Below are 20,805 nucleotides of genomic sequence, written 5' to 3'. Positions count from 1 at the left end.
CTTTGAATTGAAAGTTGAATGGATTGCGGGCAAGTGCCCGGTGCCGTTCAAACTCTCGGAGGACCGGTTGGAATAGCCAGCGTCAGGTTTGAAAAATCGACATCAGCGAACAGCAAACCACTGGCCGTTCTGCTTGCGGGCTCAACCGGCGAAAGCGTCGATGTGGCGACAAGATCGCCAAAACAGGGCGTTGATCCCATGCCGCTGGCGGTGTCGCAACAATCCGCAAGTGCCTTCTCAGCATTAGCCAACAGATCGCTTTCTTTCATTTCAGCTTGGTGGTCGGCGTGATCCGATCCGTGGTTCAAGCCATGCATCACGGACGCGGTGGATGCACCGGCGAGTTCAACAACAAGAATGATCGACAGGACTAAGCGAGCCATCACAAATACCTACTGGGGTATATGATTTGGACAAGTCACGAGGATGGGTCACTTTAGGCGATCCTAGTCGCACCCATTATGGTAGCGCCACATTTCAGGATCATGCCCCTCTGGAACAGAGGCGCATAGATCATCTCAATAACCGCGTAAGACCGAGTACTGGCTAACTTGAGCATCAGTCAGCAATGGCAAAGTCAGCAGGTGAGCGTTGAGGTGAACCAGCCTCAAGTCTGCCCGCGCTTCACCTGCCTCTATGACAAGCCGCTCAAGTGTCTCGGCATCCGGCGCACCTCGTTGAAAAGCTGCGTCCAGCGCCTGTTCCGCTGCGATGAACCTCTCCCCTGCGGCTATAGCGTCGGCTTGCATCTGCACCTGGATCGCTTCGATGCCGTCGCGCTGGTCCTCGGTCAGACCAATTGGTTCCGCAAGTTCGAGGAGATGGGTCGGCCCCGGGACACCGTTGAGCTCCGCTGCTCGGGCAAGTCCCCATCCGCCGCCGCGCTGGATCTCCTCCAAATCCTGTTCCGATAGGGACTTGATCAAACGAGTTTCTTCACCAGCATCATCCGAGGGTGTCGAGCCGTGGGTTACGTCATGTGTTTGGGCAAGGACCACAGCGGGAAAGACAACAATGAGTAGTGCGAAGTGTTTGGTGTCCATGGGTTAAGTCCCTGACTGATCCAGCATTGTCTCCAATGCATTGCATAGCTTGCGCAAAACGGAACATGATAGAAATCATGTCAGATCATTGGCTTCATTGTTTTGATGGCGCTCCAGAACGAACGCTGGAAGAAGGCGAAACGCTGTTTCGGCGAGACGATAAAGTTGGATGGGCCTTCCTGATCCGTGAAGGGCAGATTTCCCTTCGTCGGGCTCTTCAAGATGGCGGACTATTGATCTTGCACCGTGCCGGTGCTGGTGATCTGATCGCTGAAGCATCCCTCTTCGCGGAATAATATCATTGCGATGCCGTGATGGATTTGGTGACGACGGTCGCGGTTCTACCGAAGGCGAATTTGCTGAAGCATGTAGAGTACGATTTTTCAGGAAATCACCTATCGGTTAGTGCTTTCGAGCGAACGGCAAAAGAGCTACAGACCTTACGCACTCGCATTGAGATCATGCGATTACGTAAGGTGACAGATCGTCTCGACGCCTATCTCGAACTCTTCGGCCCTCCAGATGAAGGCGGCTGGGTGCGCGTTGCTGATTGGGTCGGCGCGTCGTCTCCCGCGATCTACCGAGAACTTGCGAAGCGTCGACGGAACGATCCGACTGGAGCTTAGGCGCAAGAGCCTGTCTTCAATAGCGGACATTCGTTGTTTTGCAGCGACAAGGTCGGTATGGGGCTCATAGCAGACCTTGAGGCAGAGCGGCATCTGTTCAGCCAAATCATTCTGCTTTTGTAAGGACCGTTCAAACTGGACTTTGCAGATGTGTTCGAGCGCTGCGGTGCAACTTCGCCGTCCCAGGTTTTCTCTACATATGCGTGATTTCGTTACAATTAGTCTGACAGTCCGCGGGAAGGAGTAGCCGCCGTATGAGTCATTTTTTGATGTCCAACGTTGCCGATCAGACGTGCGTTTTCCAAGGCGATCACGCTTTGCGCCGCGAACATCTGTGCTTACCGGAACGCATCTTCCGAGAAGGGGCGCACCGACTGCTGATAGATCGTGAAGGCCCCGACAAGCCAGTAGACAGCAAGCATCGGGATCGCGACAAAGGGTCGGGCACCACCCAAGTTCGCCGTGGCGAACCGCAACGGGTCGACCGAGCGGTAAAGCGACTCTGATTTCACATCCATGATGTTTATCGCGGCGCGTTGAGTGAGCATCCTGCCAAGCCCGGTCTGATCACTCACGCTGAACGTGCCACTGTCATTCAGCCAGTCTTGAAAGGCCGTCGGGATGCCGAGCGTAAAGCTCGCATGGAATCTAATTTCGTTTCGGTACTCAAACAGAATTCCAAACTCTGCGTCGCAGAGGTCCAAGGCGTAGCGAAGCATCGCTGGCATGACCAAGTCCAGATCGCCTTGGGACGCGCCAATGATCCGCAAGACCTCGCTCAGCGCATTTCGCGGCTCAACGGCTTTTCAAGGCTCGGCGCGAGTTCCGAGATAATGGACGCATGATCCACCTCGCTACACGGGGCGGCGGTGACGCTGCTGAGGCGGTTGGCGAGCTCGACCTTGGATGACACTTCAAGCTTGCGATAGGTCGTGGCCAGATAGGTCCGCACGGTGGAGGGCGCGATGTGCAAGTCTGCTGCGATCTCCTGATAGCTGCATACAGCGGCGTAGCGCTCGGCAATCTGTTGCTCTCTGAGGCTAAGGTCGGTGGCGAAGCTGGCTGATGATCGGGTCTGGTGCCCTCTGCGGTCAGCTCGTAGACAGGTTTGGCCACCGCACTCTTGTTCTGACGGTGTGCATGACTGGCGCGGTGATTGCCCCTTGGTTGCTGAGTATTTCTGGCGCCGGGCTTGTGGCCAGCCTGCTCTTTGGCCTGGTAGGAATGGCGCGCGCTGGTGTCATCATGGCGCTGGCCAGTCTCTCCCTGCGGCTAGAGGTTCGCGCCTTCGGAATGGGAGTCTTTTTCACGATTTACTACGCTATCATGCTTGCCGCGCCTCCCGCCGCCGAAGCGATCCTAGATGCAACTGGGCAGCCTCAAGGTTCGATCTGGCTGACCATGACCCTTTTTGCGAGTGTTGTCCCATTTGCACTTCCGTTCAAATTCTTCAAAACAGGCTCAGACATGGTTATCCAAAAGACGGGCTCACTATGATTACATAAAACACAGACAGTCTTTCAGCTCGTAAGCTTGCCACTATGGACGCGCTGCCGACCTCAGGTTCAGAACAGGATTTAGCGAGCCATTCAGCAAATAGGCGATCAACAGCACAAAGCGGTCATTGCCGATTAAGTCAATCGCTGCGGCACAGTTTGACTAGACAGAACGTTCGCCGCGATTGCAGAAAGATAGAAATGGCGAACTGATGGTTTGAGGGGCGAAGCGGACAACCAGTATCTCAATATCGCCGAATGCAGATAGCTGCAAATGCTCTTGAAATCGCAATGTCTGCAGAATGTTTGGACGATCAAGCGAACCTGGCGCGGCTCAGCGCGACGCGAAAGCCCAGTCGCGATAGGGCTGCACGAGCAGTTCGGCGAATGGTGCCGTCCTTGCAGCGTGTTGCTCATTATAGTGGCCTGCCTCGTGCAGCATGTTCACGGTGCCGATCACCCGCGCTCCGCCCGTTGCGGCTGTGTCGATGACGGGAACGTTAAGGCAAGATGCGCAGCCCAGTTGCGCAATCAGTTCGTGATCGAAAAAGGCGCCCTCGATATCTTCACTTGAATAGGCGATCCACGGCTGACGGTCCTCTAGAACGATCTTTCCCCACTCGGTCAGCGCGCCGAGTGGTTTGCGCCCGCCGACCGGATAATCGTCCGGCATGTTCGTATAGATCCGTGCCGCTTCGCCCCTTGGCCAATCGATCGCCATCAGTGTGAACAGCTTGTGACCGATCAGATGATCAAGCGCCTGGTCCAGCGCGGGGAACAAATCGGGCCCGGCCCGGCATGTCGCCAGCAGATCTGCCTCACTCATCGCGATTTCCTTTTGACGAAGGGTCCCGGCGGTTTTTCCGGAAGAAGACCCAGCGGACGAAACTGCATGATGGCGATCAGCGCAACGCCGATGAAGATTTCACGCAACGCGGCCTTCTGCACCCCGCCAAGTACCGAGGTCCAGCCTTCTAAAAATCGGCTTCCCTCCAGCACCATGACGACCGCAATCGCACCGATTACTGCGCCGGTCGTGTTACCTGTGCCACCCGCCGTAAGCGCCAGGAATATGTAGATGGTGATTAACGGGCGGAAGATGTCTGGGGCGATATAGCTGGTGTAATGTGCATAAAACGCACCGGCGAGGCCAAGGATGGCGGCGCCAAGCGCGAAGGCCTGGATCTTGAAGCGCCGAATGGGTTTGCCGGCCACGGCCGCCGCAGTGTCATCGTCGCGGATCGCACGGAGCGCACGGCCCCAAGGCGCGCGACGCAGCCGTTCGGTCAGGGCCCAGACAAGGATCACCGCAGTGGCGACCAGGGCGAAGGACAACATGTTGAATTGAAATGGTGTCAGCTCGCTGCGCCAAGGGCCGGGAACGCCGGAAATCCCGTCAGAGCCGTTCGTGAGCCAGATCTCGTTTGCAGCCACCAGTCGCACAAGCTCGGAAAAGCCGAGCGTCACGATGGCCAGGTAATCCCCGCGCAACCGCAGGGTCAGGCGACAGAGCAACCCACCTGCAAGCGCGGCAAGCCCCGCCGCAAGCCCAAGGCCAATCGGTATGGGAAGCCCTCCGGAAGCTGTGGCGAGCGCTGACGCATAGGCGCCGAGCGCGAAAAACCCCGCCATGCCGAGGTTGATCATACCACCCATGCCCCAGATCACATTGATCCCAAGCGCCAACAGCGCGTAGATCCCAGCAAATGTCGCAACAGAGAAGAGCCAGCTCAGCATCAATACGCCCTTTCGCCCAGAAGCCCGCGGGGCCGGAAGGTGAGGACCAGAACAATCGCGAAAAAGCCGACCGCGGATTTGTAGGCGGGCTCTAGGACCAGAACCGACATTTCCTCACCGATGCCGACGATCATGGCACCCAAAACTGCCCCCGGGATCGACCCCAGCCCGCCCACGACAGCCGCCGCAAAGATCGGCAGGATGAAGCGGAAGCCGGTCAACGGATCGATCGATGTGCCAAGTCCGAACAGCATTCCGCCAATGCCGACAAGGCCCATGCCTGCAAACGCCACGACACGGCCGACCAGGACCGCGTCGATCCCCTTGAGGTCGGCAAGACCCGGATTGTCGGCCACGGCCCGCATCGCCTTACCCATGCGCGTGTATTTCAGTGCCGCGAAAACAAGGATCATGATCATGACCGCCAGCGCGAGGTTTTCCAATTGTTGGGGGTTCACCCGGATGTCACCGAAGCGGATGTCGCGCACGAGTGGCAGATCATATCCGCGCAACTCGTTGCCGAAGAAGAAACGCACGATGTTTTCTAGCACGATCGTGAGCGCGATGGAGGCAATCGCCGTGGTGAGCGCGCCGTGTTTGCGCAGCGGCTTCAGCGCGATCTCATCGCTGACAAGGCCAACGATACCCGCAATGAGAAACGCGAAGCCTAGCGAGGGTATCGCAGGCAAACCCCAATAGACATTCGCGACCAAGCCCGCGAAGGCGCCGACAGTCGCGTGGCTTGCAACGGCGAAATTGGGAAACCGGAGAACCGCGAATATCGCGGTGAACCCGATTGTCGGGATCGCGAGAAGCGCGCCGGTTATGATGCCGTTCACTAGGAACTGGGGGAGAAGGTCGAGCATGTATGGGATACGCCTACAGCAAAGTCCGCAACCCGGATCGGCAGGTGCGCCGATCCGGGAATACGTGAGACACGTCGTCAGACCCGTTCAAACATCGACGGCGTGCCGCCCGAGATTTCATTGAACAGAAACTGTGTACCGGTGATGTCGCCAATCTCGTCGAAATCGCAGGGGCCTGAAGCGCCGCTGTAGTTCACCGACCCTCCGCCTGCGAGCGTCTCCATTCCCGTCAATACGTCCGATACGTCCACGCCGTCGCCCTGGCTGATCGTGCGAAGCTGATCCTTGATCGCTGCGCCGCTGGCATCGCCCGCGGCTGCGGCGGCCAATACGGCGAGATTGGCATGGTCGTAGGTTTGGGCTGAATAGGGATCGACGATATCAACGCCGAGGGCGGCCTGCACATTGGCGTAGGCTGTGCTTTCGATGTCCGGTGCGCCCTCCCAAGTGAACACCCCTTCGGTCACCTCGGCGGGCAGCGCCTCCAGCACGGTTGGATTCACCGCATAGGCAGGTCCGATGATGCTGCCTTCATAACCCGCCTGCCAGATATCGCGCAGCACCACAGTAGAATCCGCCGCATAGCCGCCGAGCATGATAAAGTCGGGGTTGCTGCGCAGAATGGTGTCGACCTCTGAGCGATAGGTGCTCTTGTCAGCCTCGTAGATCAGGCTCTCCATGCCGATCCCGGCACCCTCGGCCTGACCAGCCAGGATGTCGATGGAGCTTTGCGCAAAGGGCGTCTGTGGCCCGATCCAAGCCATGCCGGTCGCGCCTTGGCGCAGCATGAAGTCGCCCGCAACCTGGATCTGCAGGACCGAGTTTGGCTGCGTCCGGGCGATATAACCCATATGCGGCAGCTGGGTGATGCTGTCGGCACCGGAGACGGTAAAGAGCATGACACCGTTTTCCCAGCAAAGCGGCGCGACGGCGGTGGTGATAGAAGAGGCCCACGTGCCGATGACGACCGAGACACCATCGACATCGATCAATTTGCGGACGGCGCGCACGGCGGCTTCGGGACTGGTCTGGGTATCCTCGCTGACGAGATCGATCTGACCACCCAGAAGCCCACCTGCCCCGTTCACGGCGTCGAAGACGCTGGCCGCGGCGTCGCGCATGGATGGGCCGTAGGTGCCGCCGACGCCTGTCAGTGGGGTCAACGTGCCGAACTTGATCGCTGTGCCCTGCGCCCGCACAATCGCAGGCGCCGCCAAGAGCGCGGCCCCACCAAGCAGCACCGATCGGCGATCGGGGCGTAAATTTAAAAAACGGTCAGTCATCAGAAATCTCCTTCTCCCTGTCGGTTGGGGGCTACCCCCCTAGAAAGGCGCGTCGGACATCTGCGTCCGCAGCCAATTCGCTTGCTTTGCCGTCTATGTGGTTCTGACCGGCGGTGAGGATGTAGGCCCTCTCCGCCAAATCGAGCGCGTCGAGCGCGTTTTGCTCAACGAGGACTATTGCCACGCCCGCATCACGTATGCTCCGTATGGTGTCGAATAGTTCCCGCGTCGCCACTGGTGAAAGCCCTGCGGAGGGCTCGTCGAGCAGCATCACCTGTGGGGCGACCATCAGTGCGATCGCCACGGCCAGAACTTGTCGTTGCCCGCCAGACAAAGTGCGGGCCGCTTCCCGACGTTTTTCGGCGAGCATCGGGAAGCGGGCATAGATCTCGGCAATCCGCCTCTTGACGTCCGAGGGCGCAAGGTAGCCGCCGATCTCTAGGTTTTCGTGGATGCTCATACTGGGAAACACGTTGGCTTCCTGCGGCACATAGGCCACGCCGCGTTTTGCAACTTCGCGTGGCTTGAGGCCGTTGAGCGGTTCGTCCTTGAGCCGGATAGACCCTTCGCGCGCCGCAAGTTGCCCCGCAACCGCTTTGAGAAGTGTGGATTTTCCGGCGCCGTTTGGACCGAGGATGGCCACGATCTCACCACTGTCGGCGCGAATGCTGACGCCCTTCAGGATCGTATCGGCGCTGTTGTATCCCACCACGACCTTCTCGGCGTGAAGCAGGCTCATCCGCGCTTACCCAGATAGGCGTCCTGAACCCGGGCATCCGCGGCAATGTCAGCGAAACTCCCCTTCATCAGGGTGCGTCCCTCAGCCATGACAATCACCGGATCACAGATCCGAGCGACGATATCCATGTCATGTTCGACGATCAGGAAGGTCAGGCCGTCCTCTTCATTAAGTTTTTGAATTCGTTCCGCGATGTCACCGGCGAGTGTTGGGTTCACGCCAGCTACGGGTTCATCGAGGAGGATCATGCGCGGTTGCGCCATCAAAGCGCGGCCAATTTCGAGGAGCTTTTTTTGCCCACCCGACAGTGCGCCTGTCAGGTTCTCGACCACGTGGTCGAGCTTCAGTCGCTTGGCGATGGCATGGGCCCGTTCCAGAAGGTCTTCTTCGCGCTGTCTGGCCTGTCCGGGCGAGAAAAGGGCGGTCAGCATGCGTTCACCCGGTTGGTCGTCACCGTGCAGAAGCAACGTTTCAAGGACCGTGAGCGTCGGAAAGCCCCGCGCGATCTGGAACGTACGGACCACCCCATGGGCATTGATCCGATCCGGCGTCAGGCCCGTGATCTCGGCTCCCGCAAAATGCACGCTGCCACCTTCGGGTGGGATGACGCCAGAAATGCAGTTGAATGCCGTCGTCTTGCCCGCCCCGTTCGGGCCGATCAGTGCCGTGATAGTCCCCTGCTCGACGTCGAAATTAGCGTCAGTCAGCGCATGCACACCGTAGAAGCTACGCTGTAGACTACGGACCTGCATGAGAGGCTGGCCGTTTCCGCTCAGGGGCGGATCAGCACTAAGGGTTTGCGTGTCCATGTGTTTATCAATGCGCTATGCGGTCGGGCTGGCAAGAAAAATCGTGATTGCATTCCGAACTCTGCCTGCCACGCTAGGCACAATCAAATGCCAACACACCTGCGAGAATCGGGAGGACGTCATGCGCATAAAGTTCGAGAATTGCGATCTGTTTGATGGGACGGGTGATGCGGTTCAGCCGGGTTGCCATGTCCTCGTGGCCGACGGAAAAATCGCTGAGGTCTCTGAAACCGCGATCGGCGGCGGCGCGGACCGGGTTGTCGATGCCAAGGGGCATACCCTGATGCCGGGTTTGATCGACGCGCATGTGCATGTGGCGGCTGCCACACCCAACCTTGCGGCGCTTGAGGCGATGCACCCGACCTACGTGGCCCATTGGACGGCCGGGCACATGTCAGCCATGCTTGATCGTGGCTTTACGACCGTGCGCGACGTCGGGGGTGGGGATGCCGGAACCAAACGCGCCCAGGCCGAAGGTCTGATCCGCGGCCCGCGCCTTTTCACATCGGGCAAAGCGCTCGGCCAAACCGGCGGGCACACGGATTTCCGGGGAACCAGCCGCGCCGATGTTGGAGATCTTCAGCGTCGGCACCTGCCGTCGCTCGGGCGCATTGTCGATGGCGTGCCAGCCTGCTTGCAAGCGGCACGCGACGAGCTTCGCCTTGGGGCCGACTTCGTGAAGATCATGGCCAATGGCGGGGTGGCGACCCCGACAGATCCCATCGATTGGATCCAGTTCACGCCTGAGGAAATCCAGGCCATCGTGACGGTTGCGGAAGCCTCAAACACCTATGTCGCAGCGCATACCTACACCGCGCGGGCGATCGAGCATGCTTGCGTCAACGGGGTCCGGACGCTGGAGCATTGCAATCTGATCGACGATCGCGTTGCGCGGATATTGGCGGAGCGTGGCGCTTTCGCAGTGCCCACCTTGGTGATCTATGATTGCCTGGAGCGTCACGCCGAGGAAATCGGGCTTGGCGGTGAAAACCGCAAGAAGAACCGTAAGGTGCGTGAAGCGGGGTTGAGCTCCCTCGAAACGTTGGCGGGTGCTGGTGTCCCGATGGGATACGGCACTGATCTTTTGGGCTGGATGCACAAGGATCAGTCGACGGAATTTGCGTTGCGGGCCCAGGTTCTGCCCAACGCGGATGTGCTGCGATCCGCCACCTCGGTGAACGCAGATATCCTGCGCCGCGCGGACCTTGGGCGGATCGCGCCCGACGCAACGGCCGACCTGATTCTTGTTGCGGGCGACCCGGTCTCAGATATCAGTTGCCTGACAGGGCAAGGTGAACGTATCCCTATGATCCTTCAAAACGGCATTGTTGTAAAAGACCAGCTTTGAGTTTCCGTCGTAGGGCGTCAGATCGGGTCTTTCACGGGGTCCGATCACCCCGACAGATCGAACTACGGAATTGTTTGAAGCCATCCTCCGTCTTGCCGACAGGCTCAAATTCGATGCCTTCCAAGTGGTCAATGTACCGCGCGACGACGAAGACCTCCTCGGAAAACCTGCTAAGCCCCGCTTCAGTCTCGAAAGCGCGCGTCGCCAAAAGAGACACCTGTCGTGCCCTATATGGCTCCAATGCTCCGATCTCCGCAATGCAGCGGTTCGATGCTCGGCGGCCCTGAGCGTTATCAGCATTGCCCTATAGAGGCGCCCCTTGGCCCGGACAGATCAGATCGCCGGGCTGGACGCGCTTGGCGAGCGCCGTGATGGAGGAAAGGCCTCCCGATCTGTCCTCATAGAGATTCGGCTCGTCTAGGCGCGGTGCAGTCATGATCACGTCCCCCACGATCCATACGGTTTCGCCCACCGGTTGCGGAATGCCAAATCCGACCTGGCCTGCGGAACGCCCGGGCAGGGTAAGCGTTCTGAGGCCATTAACCGCCAGTGCGCCATTATCCTGGATGTGCTTGATTTCGGGAATGGCCTCCAGCCGGTCGGGAAAGCGCTTTGCGATTAGTCGGGTCATGAGATGCCCCATAAGCGTTGGGGCCAGTTTGGCAGGCCGACGCCATTTCCCCTGCCTCAGCAGATCGGTCTTTACGGGATGGGCAAGGACGTTCGCATTGAGCGCACGCGATAGTGCCGCCGCGCTGTCAGCATGATCGTAGTGCCCGTGGGTCAACAGGATTTGGCGGATAGCCGGCGGGCAGACAGCGCCTTGAGGATATCGCCTGCAAAACCAGGCTCGCCCATGTCGATCAAAACCGAATGGCTGCCCTGATCGACAAGATAGACATTCGTTGCCTTTTTATGCGCGCGGTAGACGCGCTGCGCGATTTCCTGGAACCGCACAACCCTAGTCCAGCGCGAAGAGATCATGGGCTCCGCGCGGGAGTATGACCCGCTCGCCCGTTCGCAGGATCTCATTATCCAGAACAGCGAAGATCTCGACCCAACCGTCGCTGCGCGGCGCATCGTGGTCCTGATAGATCACCACCGCGATCTGGTCTCCGTCGGCATCGAACACCGCGTCTTCTGGCAAGACACCTTCGAAGCCCACAGGATCGCCAAGGGTTTCGAGCTGTCCGGTCGCGGCATCCACCGAGACTAGCGACAGGGAAGATGCGCCGCGTGCAGGCACGATGCTGAACATGCCGCCCGGCAGGTAGGTCCGCTCCATGTTGACGGCCACCAGCCGGTCGCCCGCGCGGTTCACCTCAAACGTCTCTGGTGATTTCGAAACGGTTGCAGAAGACACAAGCCCGCGCGTCGTACCGTCGGGCGACAGCGCGAAGGACAGGATTTGACCGTCACCGTTAAAGACAGCATCCGTTGGTGCAGGACCCCAGGCGACATCTGCAACGAGAAAATGATCGCCGGTCTGGGTCCAACGCCCCACCGTCAGCCAAGCGCCCTCTCGCAGCGGGGCCTCAGCAGCCGCTGATATGGGTATACCTGCATCATCAAGCTCAAAGCGCACGAGACCTACGCCGACATTCGACACGATATATCCCGCAGCCGCGCCGCCTGGATGGATCATGGCATAGGTCAGACCATCATCGATGCCGGGGCGGGCCTCAATGTCTGGCAGATCGAGGTCGAAGATACGTGGTGCGCCGGGTTGGCCATCGGTCAGAGGGATGACGGCCAATTCGCCTGCGTTTTCGCCACAGGTGATCAGTAGCCAGTTTTCGTCCGGCGCGATGTCGATGCTGTTGGGGCGGGTGCAGACCTCTGTCGTCGAGACGGCAGCGCCAGCGGTCAGATCGACGGTCGTCAGAAGCGTCCCGTCGGGCATTTCCGCAAAGACACTTCCCATCGCCGCGACACCATCCGGTGGCGCTTTACGGCTCTCGACGACATAGGCAAACCGGCCCGTGGTATCTGCCGCCATCGCGCCCGGCCAGCCCATGACCGTGTTGGATGCCGGGACCTGTTGAAGTCGCGGAGTGTCGGTGCCCAGCCCGTCAATCGTCATCAGAACGTCAGCCGCACCTTCAATGGGGTAAAGCTGTCCATCTGCGTACCCCGTAGCAGCCATATCAGCATCGACAAGCACAAGCAGTCGGGACAGGTCAAATGGTTCTGGTTCTGCGGTAACTTCGGCCACTGGTGGAGCGCGATCCGCAAGGTTCCATCCGACAACGGCCAGTATGGCCAGACCGAAAACAGCCACAACCAGTCCGCCGATCCATTTCAATATGCGCATTATGCCTGTCTCCTCTTGCCGAGAAGGTATTTAATACGGATATCGTAATATACAAGTTTCGTTATCGCGAAACCTTGGATGCGATCCGTGACATGTGCCCCACAAATGTCGCCCGCTCATCCTCAGGCAGCGCATCAAGCATCAGTTTCATCGTTGCCCTTTCCTCCGTCTCCAACCGTGCGAACGCATCCTTGCCTTCATCGGTCAGAGAAAGAGCAATAGACCGGCGGTCCGTTTCCGGCCGTCGTCTCGCGATGAAACCACGGTCCACCAGCCGGTCCACCACGCTGCTGGCGGTCGTTGCGACAACGCCGAGGAAACCGGCGAGGTCGGCAAGGCGGCAATCGGGGTGCTGCGCGACGAACCGCAGGGTTTGGATATCGATGGGCAGGAAGCTCAACTGCCGATGCGCGATCTGAACTTCGGTCTCCGCGATTTTCAGCGCCCGCATGATGGTGGTGACGGCCTGTTGCAGGTCTTTGATCTGGTCTGACATGAGGCTTTCTACGACCATCGGAATAAGTTGTGAAGGTCTCTTTGACCGGACAGATAGGATCACATGCGCCTGGTCCTGATCCCGCCTCTGCTGCGAAGTATGAAGGGCCTATCCCTCAAGCTGAGAAGGCTAGGAATGACAAGGAGGTGTATCTTCAAAGCGACCGAATGTCTGATGAGCATGGATGGCGACGCTTGGACCCGTCATGCAAACCCATGGAGCGCATCCAGGCGCTTTACGTGTCTGCCTCTGATTCGTCCCGGCGATTGCGCCAAGAGTCTGGATCGGCTGCTGAGCACTTGGGCCACGATCTGTGGTCTCGTGTTGTCCATGGAGCCAAAGGTCCGGTGCGTGGACCGAGTGGCTTGGATGTTCCCAAGATCGGGCAGGATGTCCTGTAGAGCCAGACGCGAGCTATGGCTCGACCAGACATTTCTAACCGCCGAAGACTGCGTGCTGGATGCGTTGGTTGCGTCGAATGGCACGATCCGCGCAATGACCCTTTCATTTCGGCGACGTCGCGGATATCGGCGCGGGCGACGAACCAAAGTTCACCCGAAACGCAGTCACAGGCGACAATCTGTAGCGTCTTTTAAATAACTTCGATCATGATGCTCGTTTCACCCGGAAGAGGACGTGCCCAGATTAAATCGTCAGGCAATATCCGAGGCGCAAAGTGTCGAGGCTCTCCATATCCGGTGACGATGCGCATCTCTTCAAGAGATCGCACATGGGCAAAAGCCATCTGTTCCCCGATGCAGCATCTTGCGAGCTTGTTGCCCGAATTGCGGGATGGTGCGCCGCGCCCATAGTTCCCGATGCCGTACTTGAACCAATCGCCGCGATGCGCAGAGTGCTGACTTTGCAAAGTTTCCAGGAACCATCCACACGCGCTGTTGCATACAGTGTTTGAGTGCTTTGGCGCCGCCCGTGGAGCCGGCAATTCGTTTACAGCGCGAAATCCCAAGTCAATTGAACTCACATAACGCGGCCCAAAAAAAATGACTTTTCGCTAGTGCTGCGCGGAAGACCGCGATGATCACAGGCAGAGATGTCACCATATTGAATTTTCCGCGCTTGTTTTCCATCTCAGACTCGAATGGAGGCGGAGTTTGATGTCGTTAGATCAGACCGGTGTCTTACCGGAAAGCATGTTGGCGCATTTTAAGAGCGACCACGGTGCTGTTGCCGCATTCCTTCTGAAAGATGGTCACACACAGTTCACTCTTTCCGGTGACACGGGATCAGACGCTGCGTGCGACCCCGGAGACGTCGTCTTTGAGATCGGGTCCATTACGAAGGTCTTTACGGGTATTTTGCTGTCGGTCTTGGTTGAAGAAGGGCGGATAGATCCGAACAGGCCACTTTGCGAGATGATCCCTGCACTTGAAGGAACGCAACCGTGGCTGACGCCGAACCGATTGGCTACTCACTCTGCAGGTTTGCCGAAGCTGCATATTCCCTACTGGAAAGCGCTATTGCTTCCGGTTGGCGACGATTTCTACGCCGATTTTAGCCGTGACGATCTGTTTGACTGGGTGAGACGTTGGCGCGGCGCAGCGCCGAAGCCCAACGCCTATGCCTATTCCAATATGGGTTTCGGACTGCTGGGTGAGGCGCTTGCAGCCCATGAAGGCCGAGACTTCGGTGATTTGCTGCGTGAGAAGGTTCTTGATCCGATCGGCTTGAACGACACATCAGCTCATCTGGAGGGTGATCGGACACACCGTTTCGCGCAACCTCACGATGCGGTCGGTCGCCCCGTGAAACCTTGGACCTTCAAGGCCATCGCGGCCGCGGGCGCTTTGCGGTCCACACCAAACGACATGGCGCAATTTGCGCGTCGGGTGATCAATGCAATCCGGGAACCGCATGACAGTCTGGACAAGGCAATCTGTCGGTCGGCATTGCCCGCGCAGCGCGGGACGGGTCGCGATGCAACAGAGTCTTTCACACAGTGTCTTGGTTGGATATCGATAAGGTGGGACGCAGATCGGGCGCCAATCCTGTTTCACAATGGCGGCACCGCAGGTATGACAAGTGAACTCTATGTCTGTCCGGAGAAGCGCGCCGCAATTGGGATTTTCGCCAGCAATGGCCTTGCTGCGGGTTTCTGGTCGGGGCTGAAGTTTGGTTTTCAATCTCCACAAAAGGCAGCGAGTGATGTATTTGAAGCGACTTCCGCGACCTAAAATCGGGCCAGATTGCGACGCTGCCAACAGACATTAACATCGTACTGCTTTTTTGACGTAGGCGCGAAACAGCCACGCACATTCTTTGTCTGTTCCACTCAAAGCGCAGATGTCCTGACACGAAACACATTGAGCAAATCTAAAAGATCTTCAGCAGCCCCTTTCGATCAGCGGTGGTTCAAAGACGGAGTTGTGATTTAAAACCAGGCGGCGTCTGTCTCCCGATTGGTATCTTTCGTTTAGGTTTGCAGAAACTGTCTTTCAAGCGCCGCGCGGCATTAACCAGTGTGAGAACGGCACGGCCATGCGCCGTCGTCCTGACCATCAAGCATTTTATCAGTGCTACCTTCAGGGATGGCCGCGTTGCTTGGCCTCAGACGGTCCGTTGACCTCATCTTTCTGCTTGTTGCAGATACTGGCCTGCCAATGGGTTTCGAAGATCCGTTCCGCGCGCGGGCAGGGGGCGCTCACCACGATCCCCGTAGCCAATACTCAGCCGCACCTTGTTTATGCAGACCTTGGGCATATGCGGTTCGAAAAGATCGAACACTCTCTGTCGCTCCGACAAGGCGGGGTGAGCGTTTTTGTATTGGATAAGAACGTTCTGCAAAATGCCGTAGAATTGACCTTCGTCAATCTGTCCCGCGCGGGCGAGAGAGGCTGACAAAAAGCGCAGGACAGTCACGAAATGCGCAGTTTGGATATCATGAATGATGTAAGCGGGGGGCTTGCGCGGCAGCAGGTCACGGATGGCGGGGTCAAGGCCGCTCATCTCGGGAAAGTCTTGATCGACCAGATCGAGATCGCCTTGAAAATCCTTGAGCGCCATCGCCACGGGCATATGGTTATCGAGGATGATTGTGATGTTCTGGCCGTGGGCGATGAAGCCGACACCATAGCTGCAAAGCATGTGCCATAGTGGAACAACAGTGACTTTGAAAAGTGCCTCCAGCCAATGTTCAATACCAACACCTGCGGCCTCTGCATAAGCCTGCGCCAACGGCGTGCCGCACAGACCATGGTGAAATAATGCTGCAGCCATAACCGCCTGCCTTTGCGGGCCGGCTTTTGCGCAGGCGTTTTCACGCCAGATTGCCCCCAGCATTTCGTGATGGCGATAGGGCGCGTCTGGGCAATCAGATAGGATTGGGTGCGCCACCCAATGACCCAAGGCTTCGCGCAAGATCATGACGCGGTCGTTCAATAGAGGATCAGCTTGGACCAACGCTTCGAGCCAGTCCGACAAGGCCCCTCCATGTTCGATATATTTCCCCGGCATCCCGCGCCACGCGGAGGTGTTTAAAATGCCAAGCGATAGCTTCACATCGTAGGGCCCGTCTTCCAAAGGGGTTAGCGTCCGCAGGCTGGACGTTGCAATGAATTCAGGGCCGTGTCGACCCAGCGGAATGAGCGCACCTTCGGCAATCTCGGCGACGAAGGCTTGCTCCAGGTGGTTTCGCCATTGCCACGGATGGACGGGCAGCAGCACGAACGCATTCGGCGCCTCCGCCTGCCGTGCGTTTCGTCGCAGGGCTTTTGCCCCATCTTGTCCAAGGACCTGATCAAGCAAAGCGGTTTCGTTGATATCGTCGGATTGCCCGCTGTGCAGCAGATCAGGATCAACCGCGAGCCAGAAGAGCTGGATCGGTTGCGCATATTCCGGCGCATATGCCGTAAGGTCCGCGCTGCCCCAGCCGAGACGACCCTTATTGGCGACTGCCTTAGGATGACCTTGAAGTGTGGCATGCAACATGTGCGTCGGCAGTGCCATCAACGCCTGAGTGTCGAGATGACCGTAGAGACGTTCCAGCTCGATATCCTGCCGCAGGGTATTGGACAATTCGCGCAGGAACATAGCCTCGGTGTCGGGAAGCATGCCCAACTCGGCCCGCGCATCAACGACAAATCGCAACGGACAGGGCGTCATGCCAGTGTCAACCGAGAGGCTGTCGGGATCGATATCCAGATTGTCCCAGATGCGACGTGTCGCCCGAAAGTGGTAGACCCGGCCTGATGCGAGTTCGAGGTGGTAAGGATCGGTGCCCCGGGGATGCAAAACCTCTTCCCAACTCAATTCGCTGATCATCTTGGCCAGCAATCGCCGCCGTGCAGCGCCAAAGCCCGATGTCATAGCGCTACCCGGCTAAAGAAATCATCCCGCGCGCAATGCATAAGGGCCGAGCGTTTGTGCGGAAAATCGAATTCTTTGATTTTGCTGTAGGCCAGAGCATCCGCGTAGCGCAGGAGCTTGGCATTATCGACGCGCGGCTCACCCACCACCAGGTCGGTCATAGGACAATCCAAGAAGATGTAATGGGTCAACGCGCGGATCCAGGCGGATGTCCGGGCGCGCCCCAGCGCGCTGACCTCGCCAATCAGACCATGCCAACCGCGGTCCCACGGACCGGATTCATAATACGCGCCAAGGCGATCTTCCCGCGCCCAATAGACCTCAAAATAGCCTACTGGCTGACCGTCATATGAGCCGATAATCGAGAAATTGTGGGGATCCGACAGACGGTTTTCGAGGAAGCCGCGCAATTCCTCTTTTGACCGATCCTCTTCCCAGAAGTAGGCGACGCGTGGATCATTCTGCCAGCGGTGAAAGATGTCCAAGTCGCGCTCGATCTCGACCGCATGGAAGGACACGGTGATGCCAGCATCGGCGAAGAACCGTTCATATACCAAACCCTTCGGGTTGGCCGGGCGGAGAGGATGGTCGCGTCCGTCAGGCCCTGGGATCAGCCCTGCCATCTGAAATCGCGCTTGCGGATGCTTGAGCCATGGCTCTGGCGATTGCAAAAAACCGGACCGATGGATGCGCCCCGCACCCGTGCTGCGATCCACATATCCCGGCAGGCGCGATGCAGGCTGTGCTTGAGCCGCCTCGTGCGGAAGATCAATATGGGCAGAGGTCCGATCCTCGGCGAAACGAGCATCAACCCATCGTGCAAATAGCTCGGGATCATTCGAGGATGGAAGCGCGGCTTGGCTGAGTATCGTAGCATCAGGGGTCATACGTGGACAGGCTCCAGTAACGGGTTGGGAAGTTCGAGGAAGCTGGCAATCTGTCCACGTGCGTCGCCATCGGCTTCGTTCACGCCGCTGAGGCTCGTGGCGAAATTGCCTTTGCAGGTGAGGGTCGGATGTTCAAGCAGACGGGTGTAGAGCGTCGGATCGCCGGGGGTTTGTGCGCGGGCGCTGCGCAGGAATTCACGCAGCACTCCAACCAGGTGCGCCTCGTCCGCCAAACCATCCAGAACAAGGGTAGACAGGGTATTGAGCGCGCTGTTGACGACGACGTAATAGGTGACGAGGCCATCACCAAGCTCTGTGCCCACAACGTTTTCCGCGCCTTCGCCGATGCCTGGACATTCCTGAATTAGCATATTGTGAAAGCTGTCGAGATGCCCTGTACCCTGGCAATCCCGCACCCAGACGGAGTGGGGCCAGCCATGATCAAGCGACAGCATCATGTTCTGCTGATGAGCACCAAACAAAAGCCCGTACCGTGCGCGCAGTTCAAGAAGCGGCCAGATGGCGACGTCCAGAAAGCGTTTGAACCACTGGGATGCAGCATCGGGGCCTAGCGCCTGCACCAAGTCTCCAAGTGGAGACAACCCGTCGGGCGATGCCTCGCACAACCCCGCAAGCATCACCGGACCAGCTTGGGCAGCATCGCGGAAAGGATTGTCTCGCAACACGACAAGCGTGTCGTTGCGGACCGCATCCGACGCGCCGCGAAGCGCAGCATAGCCGGGCTCTCCGAGGATGTTCAGGGTTGGAAAGTCTTGCTTAATCCGCGCGCCGAGATCCGAGTTCAGTAGCTCGGAGATATGCACCCCCCGCACGACTTCGCGTAGCGAAAGGTGCCGAATAGAGTTGGTCAAACGCAGCGACATCGATGTCTTGACCATGAACGGTGCATGCCATCCGTGCAGGCAGCGCATGGATGATGTCGCGCCCCAAAACCCGCGACCGCGCCCCAGATCGACCAGTTCTCCACCATCCATCATATCGCGGATCGCGTTTTGTGCCGTGAGTTTCTCGGCCTGCCACGGATGCCACGGGAGCGGGATCCGGTTTGGATCGATTGCGCCGAAATCGGCATTTACCAGACGCCGCAGGCAATCCGCCGCCGCAGCGTTGGCGATCACGCAGGACGGATCGGCCGCAAACCAGTGCAGGCGAAAGGTATTCTCATGCTCCGGGGCGTATCGTTCCGCTTCATCTGCAGTCATTTCATCGCGGCTGCGTGGGTTGGGGTGGAAGGGGTGGCCCGCTTTCAACGCTTGTTCAGTGGAAAGGAAGTTCCACGTTTCAGCGCCGCTTTTCATCGCAGGCGCGCAGCGGATCGCATCAAGGCTATCCATCACACGCCTCTGAAACGTGTCTCCGCCCGGCTGCGACAGATGCGCCAGCAGCTTCGACACGCTGATATTCTCATATCCGTTTGGCGTGTGATGTCTGATCCCTGGCCCGAACAGCGTGCGCAGATTGGACCTGCGCCTGATGTCCACGCTGATGCTTCGGCCCGTATGGTCGATGAAATGCAGATAGGTATCAGAGAGTTGGGCGTCGCGGAGCTGACCCTCGCGAAGCGCTGAATTGAGAAACGCATCGAGCGCGGCGAGTTCGGACGCTGAATGGTGATCGGTCATTTTGCGCTGCCTTTCACTGAGTGGAGACAATCGCGTTTACTGTTCACCCAATCGCTATTACCGACTATTTTTGTCAGGATTAGGGATATTGCCATGTCGCCCCTCTCAGTCTTCTGGCCGGTTCTGGCCGGTCATGCGTTCCAGCAAACAGCGCTGATCGGCATGGTGCCGGTGCTCGCGCTGGCCTTGGGCTTGCATGAAAGTGAGATTGGGCTGGCCGTGGCCTTGGGATTGGTCACAGCGGGCGTTACCCTTCCTTTTGTCAGTTTGTTGGGTGGACGGACAGTCGTCTTGTGTGGGCTCGGCGGACTTCTGCTGGCCAATCTCGCGCTAATCTACCTAGTCGGCATGGGCGTTGAGGGTTGGACCCCCATGATGGTGCTTGTTCTTCTCGCCCTGATCCGAGCAGTCCAGGGTATGTCGGCCGCCGGTCTGATGCTGGTCGCTCAAACCCGTGCTGCAGCAGAAAAAAACAGCCGGCAAGGTCTCGGTGTCGTTCAATCTATGGGCAGCATTGGACGCATCTTCTCCGCCGCGTTGATCGGTCCGCTGCTGCTGATTTCACCGCTGATGCCCTTGCTACCCGCCGCCTTGGGGGCCGGGATCAGCCTGTTCATGTGGCGCGGTAAGATTGCCCCGCGCTTGCGCGCCACCATCCGACCGCCGCGATTGACCGCATTTCGTGTCACAATGCTGACGCAGGTCGCCATTGGCGCCGCACAAATTGGCCTTGCGCCGTTGATCTTAGATCGGCTCGATGCCAACCCGACCCTTGCGGCAGGCTATGCGGGGCTTTGCCTTGCTGCTGCCAATGCCGGTTTGCTCGTCTCATTGCGTGTACTGGTGTCCAAAGTCGGGCGACGCGGGGCGCGCGGGGCGGCGCTGCTCCTGTTTCTGGTGGCTGCTTGTGTGCCTTTGGCAGACCAACTTGCGCTTTTTATATTGCTCAGCTTTGTCATCGGTGGCGCCACCGGACTGCTCTTTACCCTAAATCTTTCCGAAATCATGACCCGCGAGGATTATGCCCAGCTTCAGGTCACCGGCTGGAATGGCGCGATACAAATCGCGGCACTGGCTGGCGGGGTCGCATCGGGATCAGCGTTGATAGCGCTGTCACCCGCCGCGCCCTTTGCCATCGTTGCGCTTTCGGGCGCTGCGTTGGCCTTTGCTCCTCCCCCAACACAAAGGACCTGAA

General features: G+C 58.5%; 23 protein-coding genes. 6 read left to right on the top strand and 17 right to left on the bottom strand.

Features of this window, described 5'->3' with window-relative positions; genetic code table 11:
- Positions 1-47: 47 nt before the first annotated feature.
- Positions 48-383: a hypothetical protein gene (locus V8J82_RS07785; RefSeq protein ID WP_339973887.1), complete on the bottom strand. Its 336-nt coding sequence runs from the start codon at positions 381-383 to the stop codon at positions 48-50.
- Between the two features lie 135 nt (positions 384-518).
- Entirely contained in the window at positions 519-1,043 is a 525-nt protein-coding gene (locus tag V8J82_RS07780) for a hypothetical protein (RefSeq protein ID WP_339973886.1), read from the bottom strand.
- A 65-nt stretch (positions 1,044-1,108) separates the two neighbouring features.
- Here V8J82_RS07780 and V8J82_RS07775 point away from each other — a divergent pair, with 65 nt between their 5' ends.
- Together V8J82_RS07775 and V8J82_RS07770 are read left to right on the top strand one after the other, a co-directional pair.
- Positions 1,109-1,339, top strand: a complete 231-nt coding sequence (locus tag V8J82_RS07775) for a cyclic nucleotide-binding domain-containing protein (protein ID WP_339973884.1) — start codon at positions 1,109-1,111, stop codon at positions 1,337-1,339.
- Positions 1,340-1,357: 18 nt separating this feature from the next.
- Positions 1,358-1,669 (top strand): cyclic nucleotide-binding domain-containing protein, encoded by a 312-nt coding sequence (locus tag V8J82_RS07770; RefSeq protein WP_339973882.1) that lies wholly within the window; start codon positions 1,358-1,360, stop codon positions 1,667-1,669.
- A gap of 338 nt (positions 1,670-2,007) precedes the next feature.
- On the opposite strand, the gene V8J82_RS07765 is transcribed toward V8J82_RS07770, so the two are convergent.
- Both V8J82_RS07765 and V8J82_RS07760 read right to left on the bottom strand, forming a co-directional pair.
- On the bottom strand, positions 2,008-2,397 hold the full coding sequence (locus V8J82_RS07765; RefSeq protein ID WP_339973880.1) for a hypothetical protein: 390 nt from the start codon (positions 2,395-2,397) through the stop codon (positions 2,008-2,010).
- Positions 2,398-2,447: 50 nt separating this feature from the next.
- Positions 2,448-2,654, bottom strand: a complete 207-nt coding sequence (locus V8J82_RS07760) for a LuxR C-terminal-related transcriptional regulator (RefSeq protein WP_339974559.1) — start codon at positions 2,652-2,654, stop codon at positions 2,448-2,450.
- A gap of 155 nt (positions 2,655-2,809) precedes the next feature.
- On the opposite strand from V8J82_RS07760, the gene V8J82_RS07755 reads away from it, so the two are divergent.
- Complete coding sequence (locus V8J82_RS07755) at positions 2,810-3,166, top strand: hypothetical protein (protein WP_339973878.1); 357 nt, start codon at positions 2,810-2,812, stop codon at positions 3,164-3,166.
- A 333-nt stretch (positions 3,167-3,499) separates the two neighbouring features.
- On the opposite strand, the gene V8J82_RS07750 is transcribed toward V8J82_RS07755, so the two are convergent.
- The 6 genes from V8J82_RS07750 to V8J82_RS07725 all read right to left on the bottom strand — a co-directional run bounded on the left by V8J82_RS07750 (position 3,500) and on the right by V8J82_RS07725 (position 8,599).
- The gene (locus V8J82_RS07750) at positions 3,500-3,991 is read right to left on the bottom strand and encodes a GAF domain-containing protein (protein WP_339973875.1); all 492 of its coding nucleotides are present in this window, start codon (positions 3,989-3,991) and stop codon (positions 3,500-3,502) included.
- Entirely contained in the window at positions 3,988-4,902 is a 915-nt protein-coding gene (locus tag V8J82_RS07745) for a branched-chain amino acid ABC transporter permease (RefSeq protein ID WP_339973873.1), read from the bottom strand. The genes V8J82_RS07750 and V8J82_RS07745 overlap by 4 nt, the downstream gene beginning before the upstream one ends.
- The gene (locus tag V8J82_RS07740) at positions 4,902-5,768 is read right to left on the bottom strand and encodes a branched-chain amino acid ABC transporter permease (RefSeq protein WP_339973871.1); all 867 of its coding nucleotides are present in this window, start codon (positions 5,766-5,768) and stop codon (positions 4,902-4,904) included. Before V8J82_RS07740 ends, V8J82_RS07745 begins: the two co-directional genes overlap by 1 nt.
- Positions 5,769-5,845: 77 nt before the next feature.
- Positions 5,846-7,051 carry an ABC transporter substrate-binding protein gene (locus V8J82_RS07735; protein WP_339973869.1) on the bottom strand — a complete coding sequence of 402 codons (1,206 nt, stop codon included), beginning with the start codon at positions 7,049-7,051 and terminating at the stop codon, positions 5,846-5,848.
- Between the two features lie 31 nt (positions 7,052-7,082).
- Positions 7,083-7,790, bottom strand: coding sequence for an ABC transporter ATP-binding protein (locus V8J82_RS07730; RefSeq protein WP_339973867.1), 708 nt, complete (start codon positions 7,788-7,790; stop codon positions 7,083-7,085).
- Positions 7,787-8,599: an ABC transporter ATP-binding protein gene (locus tag V8J82_RS07725; protein WP_339973864.1), complete on the bottom strand. Its 813-nt coding sequence runs from the start codon at positions 8,597-8,599 to the stop codon at positions 7,787-7,789. The genes V8J82_RS07730 and V8J82_RS07725 overlap by 4 nt, the downstream gene beginning before the upstream one ends.
- Before the next feature lie 121 nt (positions 8,600-8,720).
- Between V8J82_RS07725 and V8J82_RS07720 the strand changes: the two genes are divergently transcribed.
- Positions 8,721-9,947, top strand: coding sequence for a metal-dependent hydrolase family protein (locus V8J82_RS07720; RefSeq protein WP_339973862.1), 1,227 nt, complete (start codon positions 8,721-8,723; stop codon positions 9,945-9,947).
- 304 nt (positions 9,948-10,251) lie between these two features.
- On the opposite strand, the gene V8J82_RS07715 is transcribed toward V8J82_RS07720, so the two are convergent.
- The 4 genes from V8J82_RS07715 to V8J82_RS07700 all read right to left on the bottom strand — a co-directional run bounded on the left by V8J82_RS07715 (position 10,252) and on the right by V8J82_RS07700 (position 12,757).
- Complete coding sequence (locus V8J82_RS07715; RefSeq protein ID WP_339973861.1) at positions 10,252-10,734, bottom strand: MBL fold metallo-hydrolase; 483 nt, start codon at positions 10,732-10,734, stop codon at positions 10,252-10,254.
- Entirely contained in the window at positions 10,731-10,904 is a 174-nt protein-coding gene (locus V8J82_RS07710) for a hypothetical protein (RefSeq protein WP_339973860.1), read from the bottom strand. The genes V8J82_RS07715 and V8J82_RS07710 overlap by 4 nt, the downstream gene beginning before the upstream one ends.
- 4 nt (positions 10,905-10,908) lie before the next feature.
- Positions 10,909-12,261, bottom strand: a complete 1,353-nt coding sequence (locus V8J82_RS07705; RefSeq protein WP_339973859.1) for a lactonase family protein — start codon at positions 12,259-12,261, stop codon at positions 10,909-10,911.
- A 61-nt stretch (positions 12,262-12,322) separates the two neighbouring features.
- Positions 12,323-12,757, bottom strand: coding sequence for a MarR family winged helix-turn-helix transcriptional regulator (locus V8J82_RS07700; RefSeq protein WP_339973858.1), 435 nt, complete (start codon positions 12,755-12,757; stop codon positions 12,323-12,325).
- A gap of 1,115 nt (positions 12,758-13,872) precedes the next feature.
- On the opposite strand from V8J82_RS07700, the gene V8J82_RS07695 reads away from it, so the two are divergent.
- Positions 13,873-14,949 (top strand): serine hydrolase domain-containing protein, encoded by a 1,077-nt coding sequence (locus tag V8J82_RS07695; protein ID WP_339973855.1) that lies wholly within the window; start codon positions 13,873-13,875, stop codon positions 14,947-14,949.
- A 391-nt stretch (positions 14,950-15,340) separates the two neighbouring features.
- Here V8J82_RS07695 and V8J82_RS07690 read toward each other — a convergent pair whose 3' ends face one another.
- The 3 genes from V8J82_RS07690 to V8J82_RS07680 are packed head-to-tail and all read right to left on the bottom strand — an operon-like array spanning position 15,341 to position 19,610.
- Complete coding sequence (locus V8J82_RS07690; protein ID WP_339973853.1) at positions 15,341-17,080, bottom strand: IucA/IucC family protein; 1,740 nt, start codon at positions 17,078-17,080, stop codon at positions 15,341-15,343.
- Positions 17,077-17,967: a GNAT family N-acetyltransferase gene (locus tag V8J82_RS07685; RefSeq protein ID WP_339973851.1), complete on the bottom strand. Its 891-nt coding sequence runs from the start codon at positions 17,965-17,967 to the stop codon at positions 17,077-17,079. The genes V8J82_RS07690 and V8J82_RS07685 overlap by 4 nt, the downstream gene beginning before the upstream one ends.
- Positions 17,964-19,610, bottom strand: a complete 1,647-nt coding sequence (locus tag V8J82_RS07680; RefSeq protein ID WP_339973849.1) for an IucA/IucC family protein — start codon at positions 19,608-19,610, stop codon at positions 17,964-17,966. Before V8J82_RS07680 ends, V8J82_RS07685 begins: the two co-directional genes overlap by 4 nt.
- A gap of 93 nt (positions 19,611-19,703) precedes the next feature.
- On the opposite strand from V8J82_RS07680, the gene V8J82_RS07675 reads away from it, so the two are divergent.
- Positions 19,704-20,804 carry an MFS transporter gene (locus V8J82_RS07675; protein ID WP_339973847.1) on the top strand — a complete coding sequence of 367 codons (1,101 nt, stop codon included), beginning with the start codon at positions 19,704-19,706 and terminating at the stop codon, positions 20,802-20,804.
- The last annotated feature ends 1 nt before the right edge of the window (position 20,805 follow it).

The organism is Gymnodinialimonas mytili, from assembly GCF_037544085.1.
GTDB lineage: Bacteria > Pseudomonadota > Alphaproteobacteria > Rhodobacterales > Rhodobacteraceae > Gymnodinialimonas > Gymnodinialimonas mytili.
Note: the sequence above shows the minus strand (reverse complement) of the source record. Positions and strands in the feature narration are given on the sequence as shown.

Excerpts from the sequence above, each read along its gene's own strand:
- V8J82_RS07745 (WP_339973873.1), bottom strand. The coding sequence starts at position 4,902 with ATGCTGAGCTGGCTCTTCTCTGTTGCGACATTTGCTGGGATCTACGCG.
- V8J82_RS07695 (WP_339973855.1), top strand. The coding sequence starts at position 13,873 with ATGTCGTTAGATCAGACCGGTGTCTTACCGGAAAGCATGTTGGCGCAT.
- V8J82_RS07700 (WP_339973858.1), bottom strand. The coding sequence starts at position 12,757 with ATGTCAGACCAGATCAAAGACCTGCAACAGGCCGTCACCACCATCATG.
- V8J82_RS07750 (WP_339973875.1), bottom strand. The coding sequence starts at position 3,991 with ATGAGTGAGGCAGATCTGCTGGCGACATGCCGGGCCGGGCCCGATTTG.
- V8J82_RS07775 (WP_339973884.1), top strand. The coding sequence starts at position 1,109 with ATGATAGAAATCATGTCAGATCATTGGCTTCATTGTTTTGATGGCGCT.
- V8J82_RS07785 (WP_339973887.1), bottom strand. The coding sequence starts at position 383 with ATGGCTCGCTTAGTCCTGTCGATCATTCTTGTTGTTGAACTCGCCGGT.
- V8J82_RS07730 (WP_339973867.1), bottom strand. The coding sequence starts at position 7,790 with ATGAGCCTGCTTCACGCCGAGAAGGTCGTGGTGGGATACAACAGCGCC.
- V8J82_RS07735 (WP_339973869.1), bottom strand. The coding sequence starts at position 7,051 with ATGACTGACCGTTTTTTAAATTTACGCCCCGATCGCCGATCGGTGCTG.
- V8J82_RS07740 (WP_339973871.1), bottom strand. The coding sequence starts at position 5,768 with ATGCTCGACCTTCTCCCCCAGTTCCTAGTGAACGGCATCATAACCGGC.
- V8J82_RS07780 (WP_339973886.1), bottom strand. The coding sequence starts at position 1,043 with ATGGACACCAAACACTTCGCACTACTCATTGTTGTCTTTCCCGCTGTG.
- V8J82_RS07725 (WP_339973864.1), bottom strand. The coding sequence starts at position 8,599 with ATGGACACGCAAACCCTTAGTGCTGATCCGCCCCTGAGCGGAAACGGC.
- V8J82_RS07680 (WP_339973849.1), bottom strand. The coding sequence starts at position 19,610 with ATGACCGATCACCATTCAGCGTCCGAACTCGCCGCGCTCGATGCGTTT.
- V8J82_RS07755 (WP_339973878.1), top strand. The coding sequence starts at position 2,810 with ATGACTGGCGCGGTGATTGCCCCTTGGTTGCTGAGTATTTCTGGCGCC.
- V8J82_RS07685 (WP_339973851.1), bottom strand. The coding sequence starts at position 17,967 with ATGACCCCTGATGCTACGATACTCAGCCAAGCCGCGCTTCCATCCTCG.
- V8J82_RS07765 (WP_339973880.1), bottom strand. The coding sequence starts at position 2,397 with ATGCCAGCGATGCTTCGCTACGCCTTGGACCTCTGCGACGCAGAGTTT.
- V8J82_RS07705 (WP_339973859.1), bottom strand. The coding sequence starts at position 12,261 with ATGCGCATATTGAAATGGATCGGCGGACTGGTTGTGGCTGTTTTCGGT.
- V8J82_RS07770 (WP_339973882.1), top strand. The coding sequence starts at position 1,358 with ATGGATTTGGTGACGACGGTCGCGGTTCTACCGAAGGCGAATTTGCTG.
- V8J82_RS07675 (WP_339973847.1), top strand. The coding sequence starts at position 19,704 with ATGTCGCCCCTCTCAGTCTTCTGGCCGGTTCTGGCCGGTCATGCGTTC.
- V8J82_RS07720 (WP_339973862.1), top strand. The coding sequence starts at position 8,721 with ATGCGCATAAAGTTCGAGAATTGCGATCTGTTTGATGGGACGGGTGAT.
- V8J82_RS07690 (WP_339973853.1), bottom strand. The coding sequence starts at position 17,080 with ATGACATCGGGCTTTGGCGCTGCACGGCGGCGATTGCTGGCCAAGATG.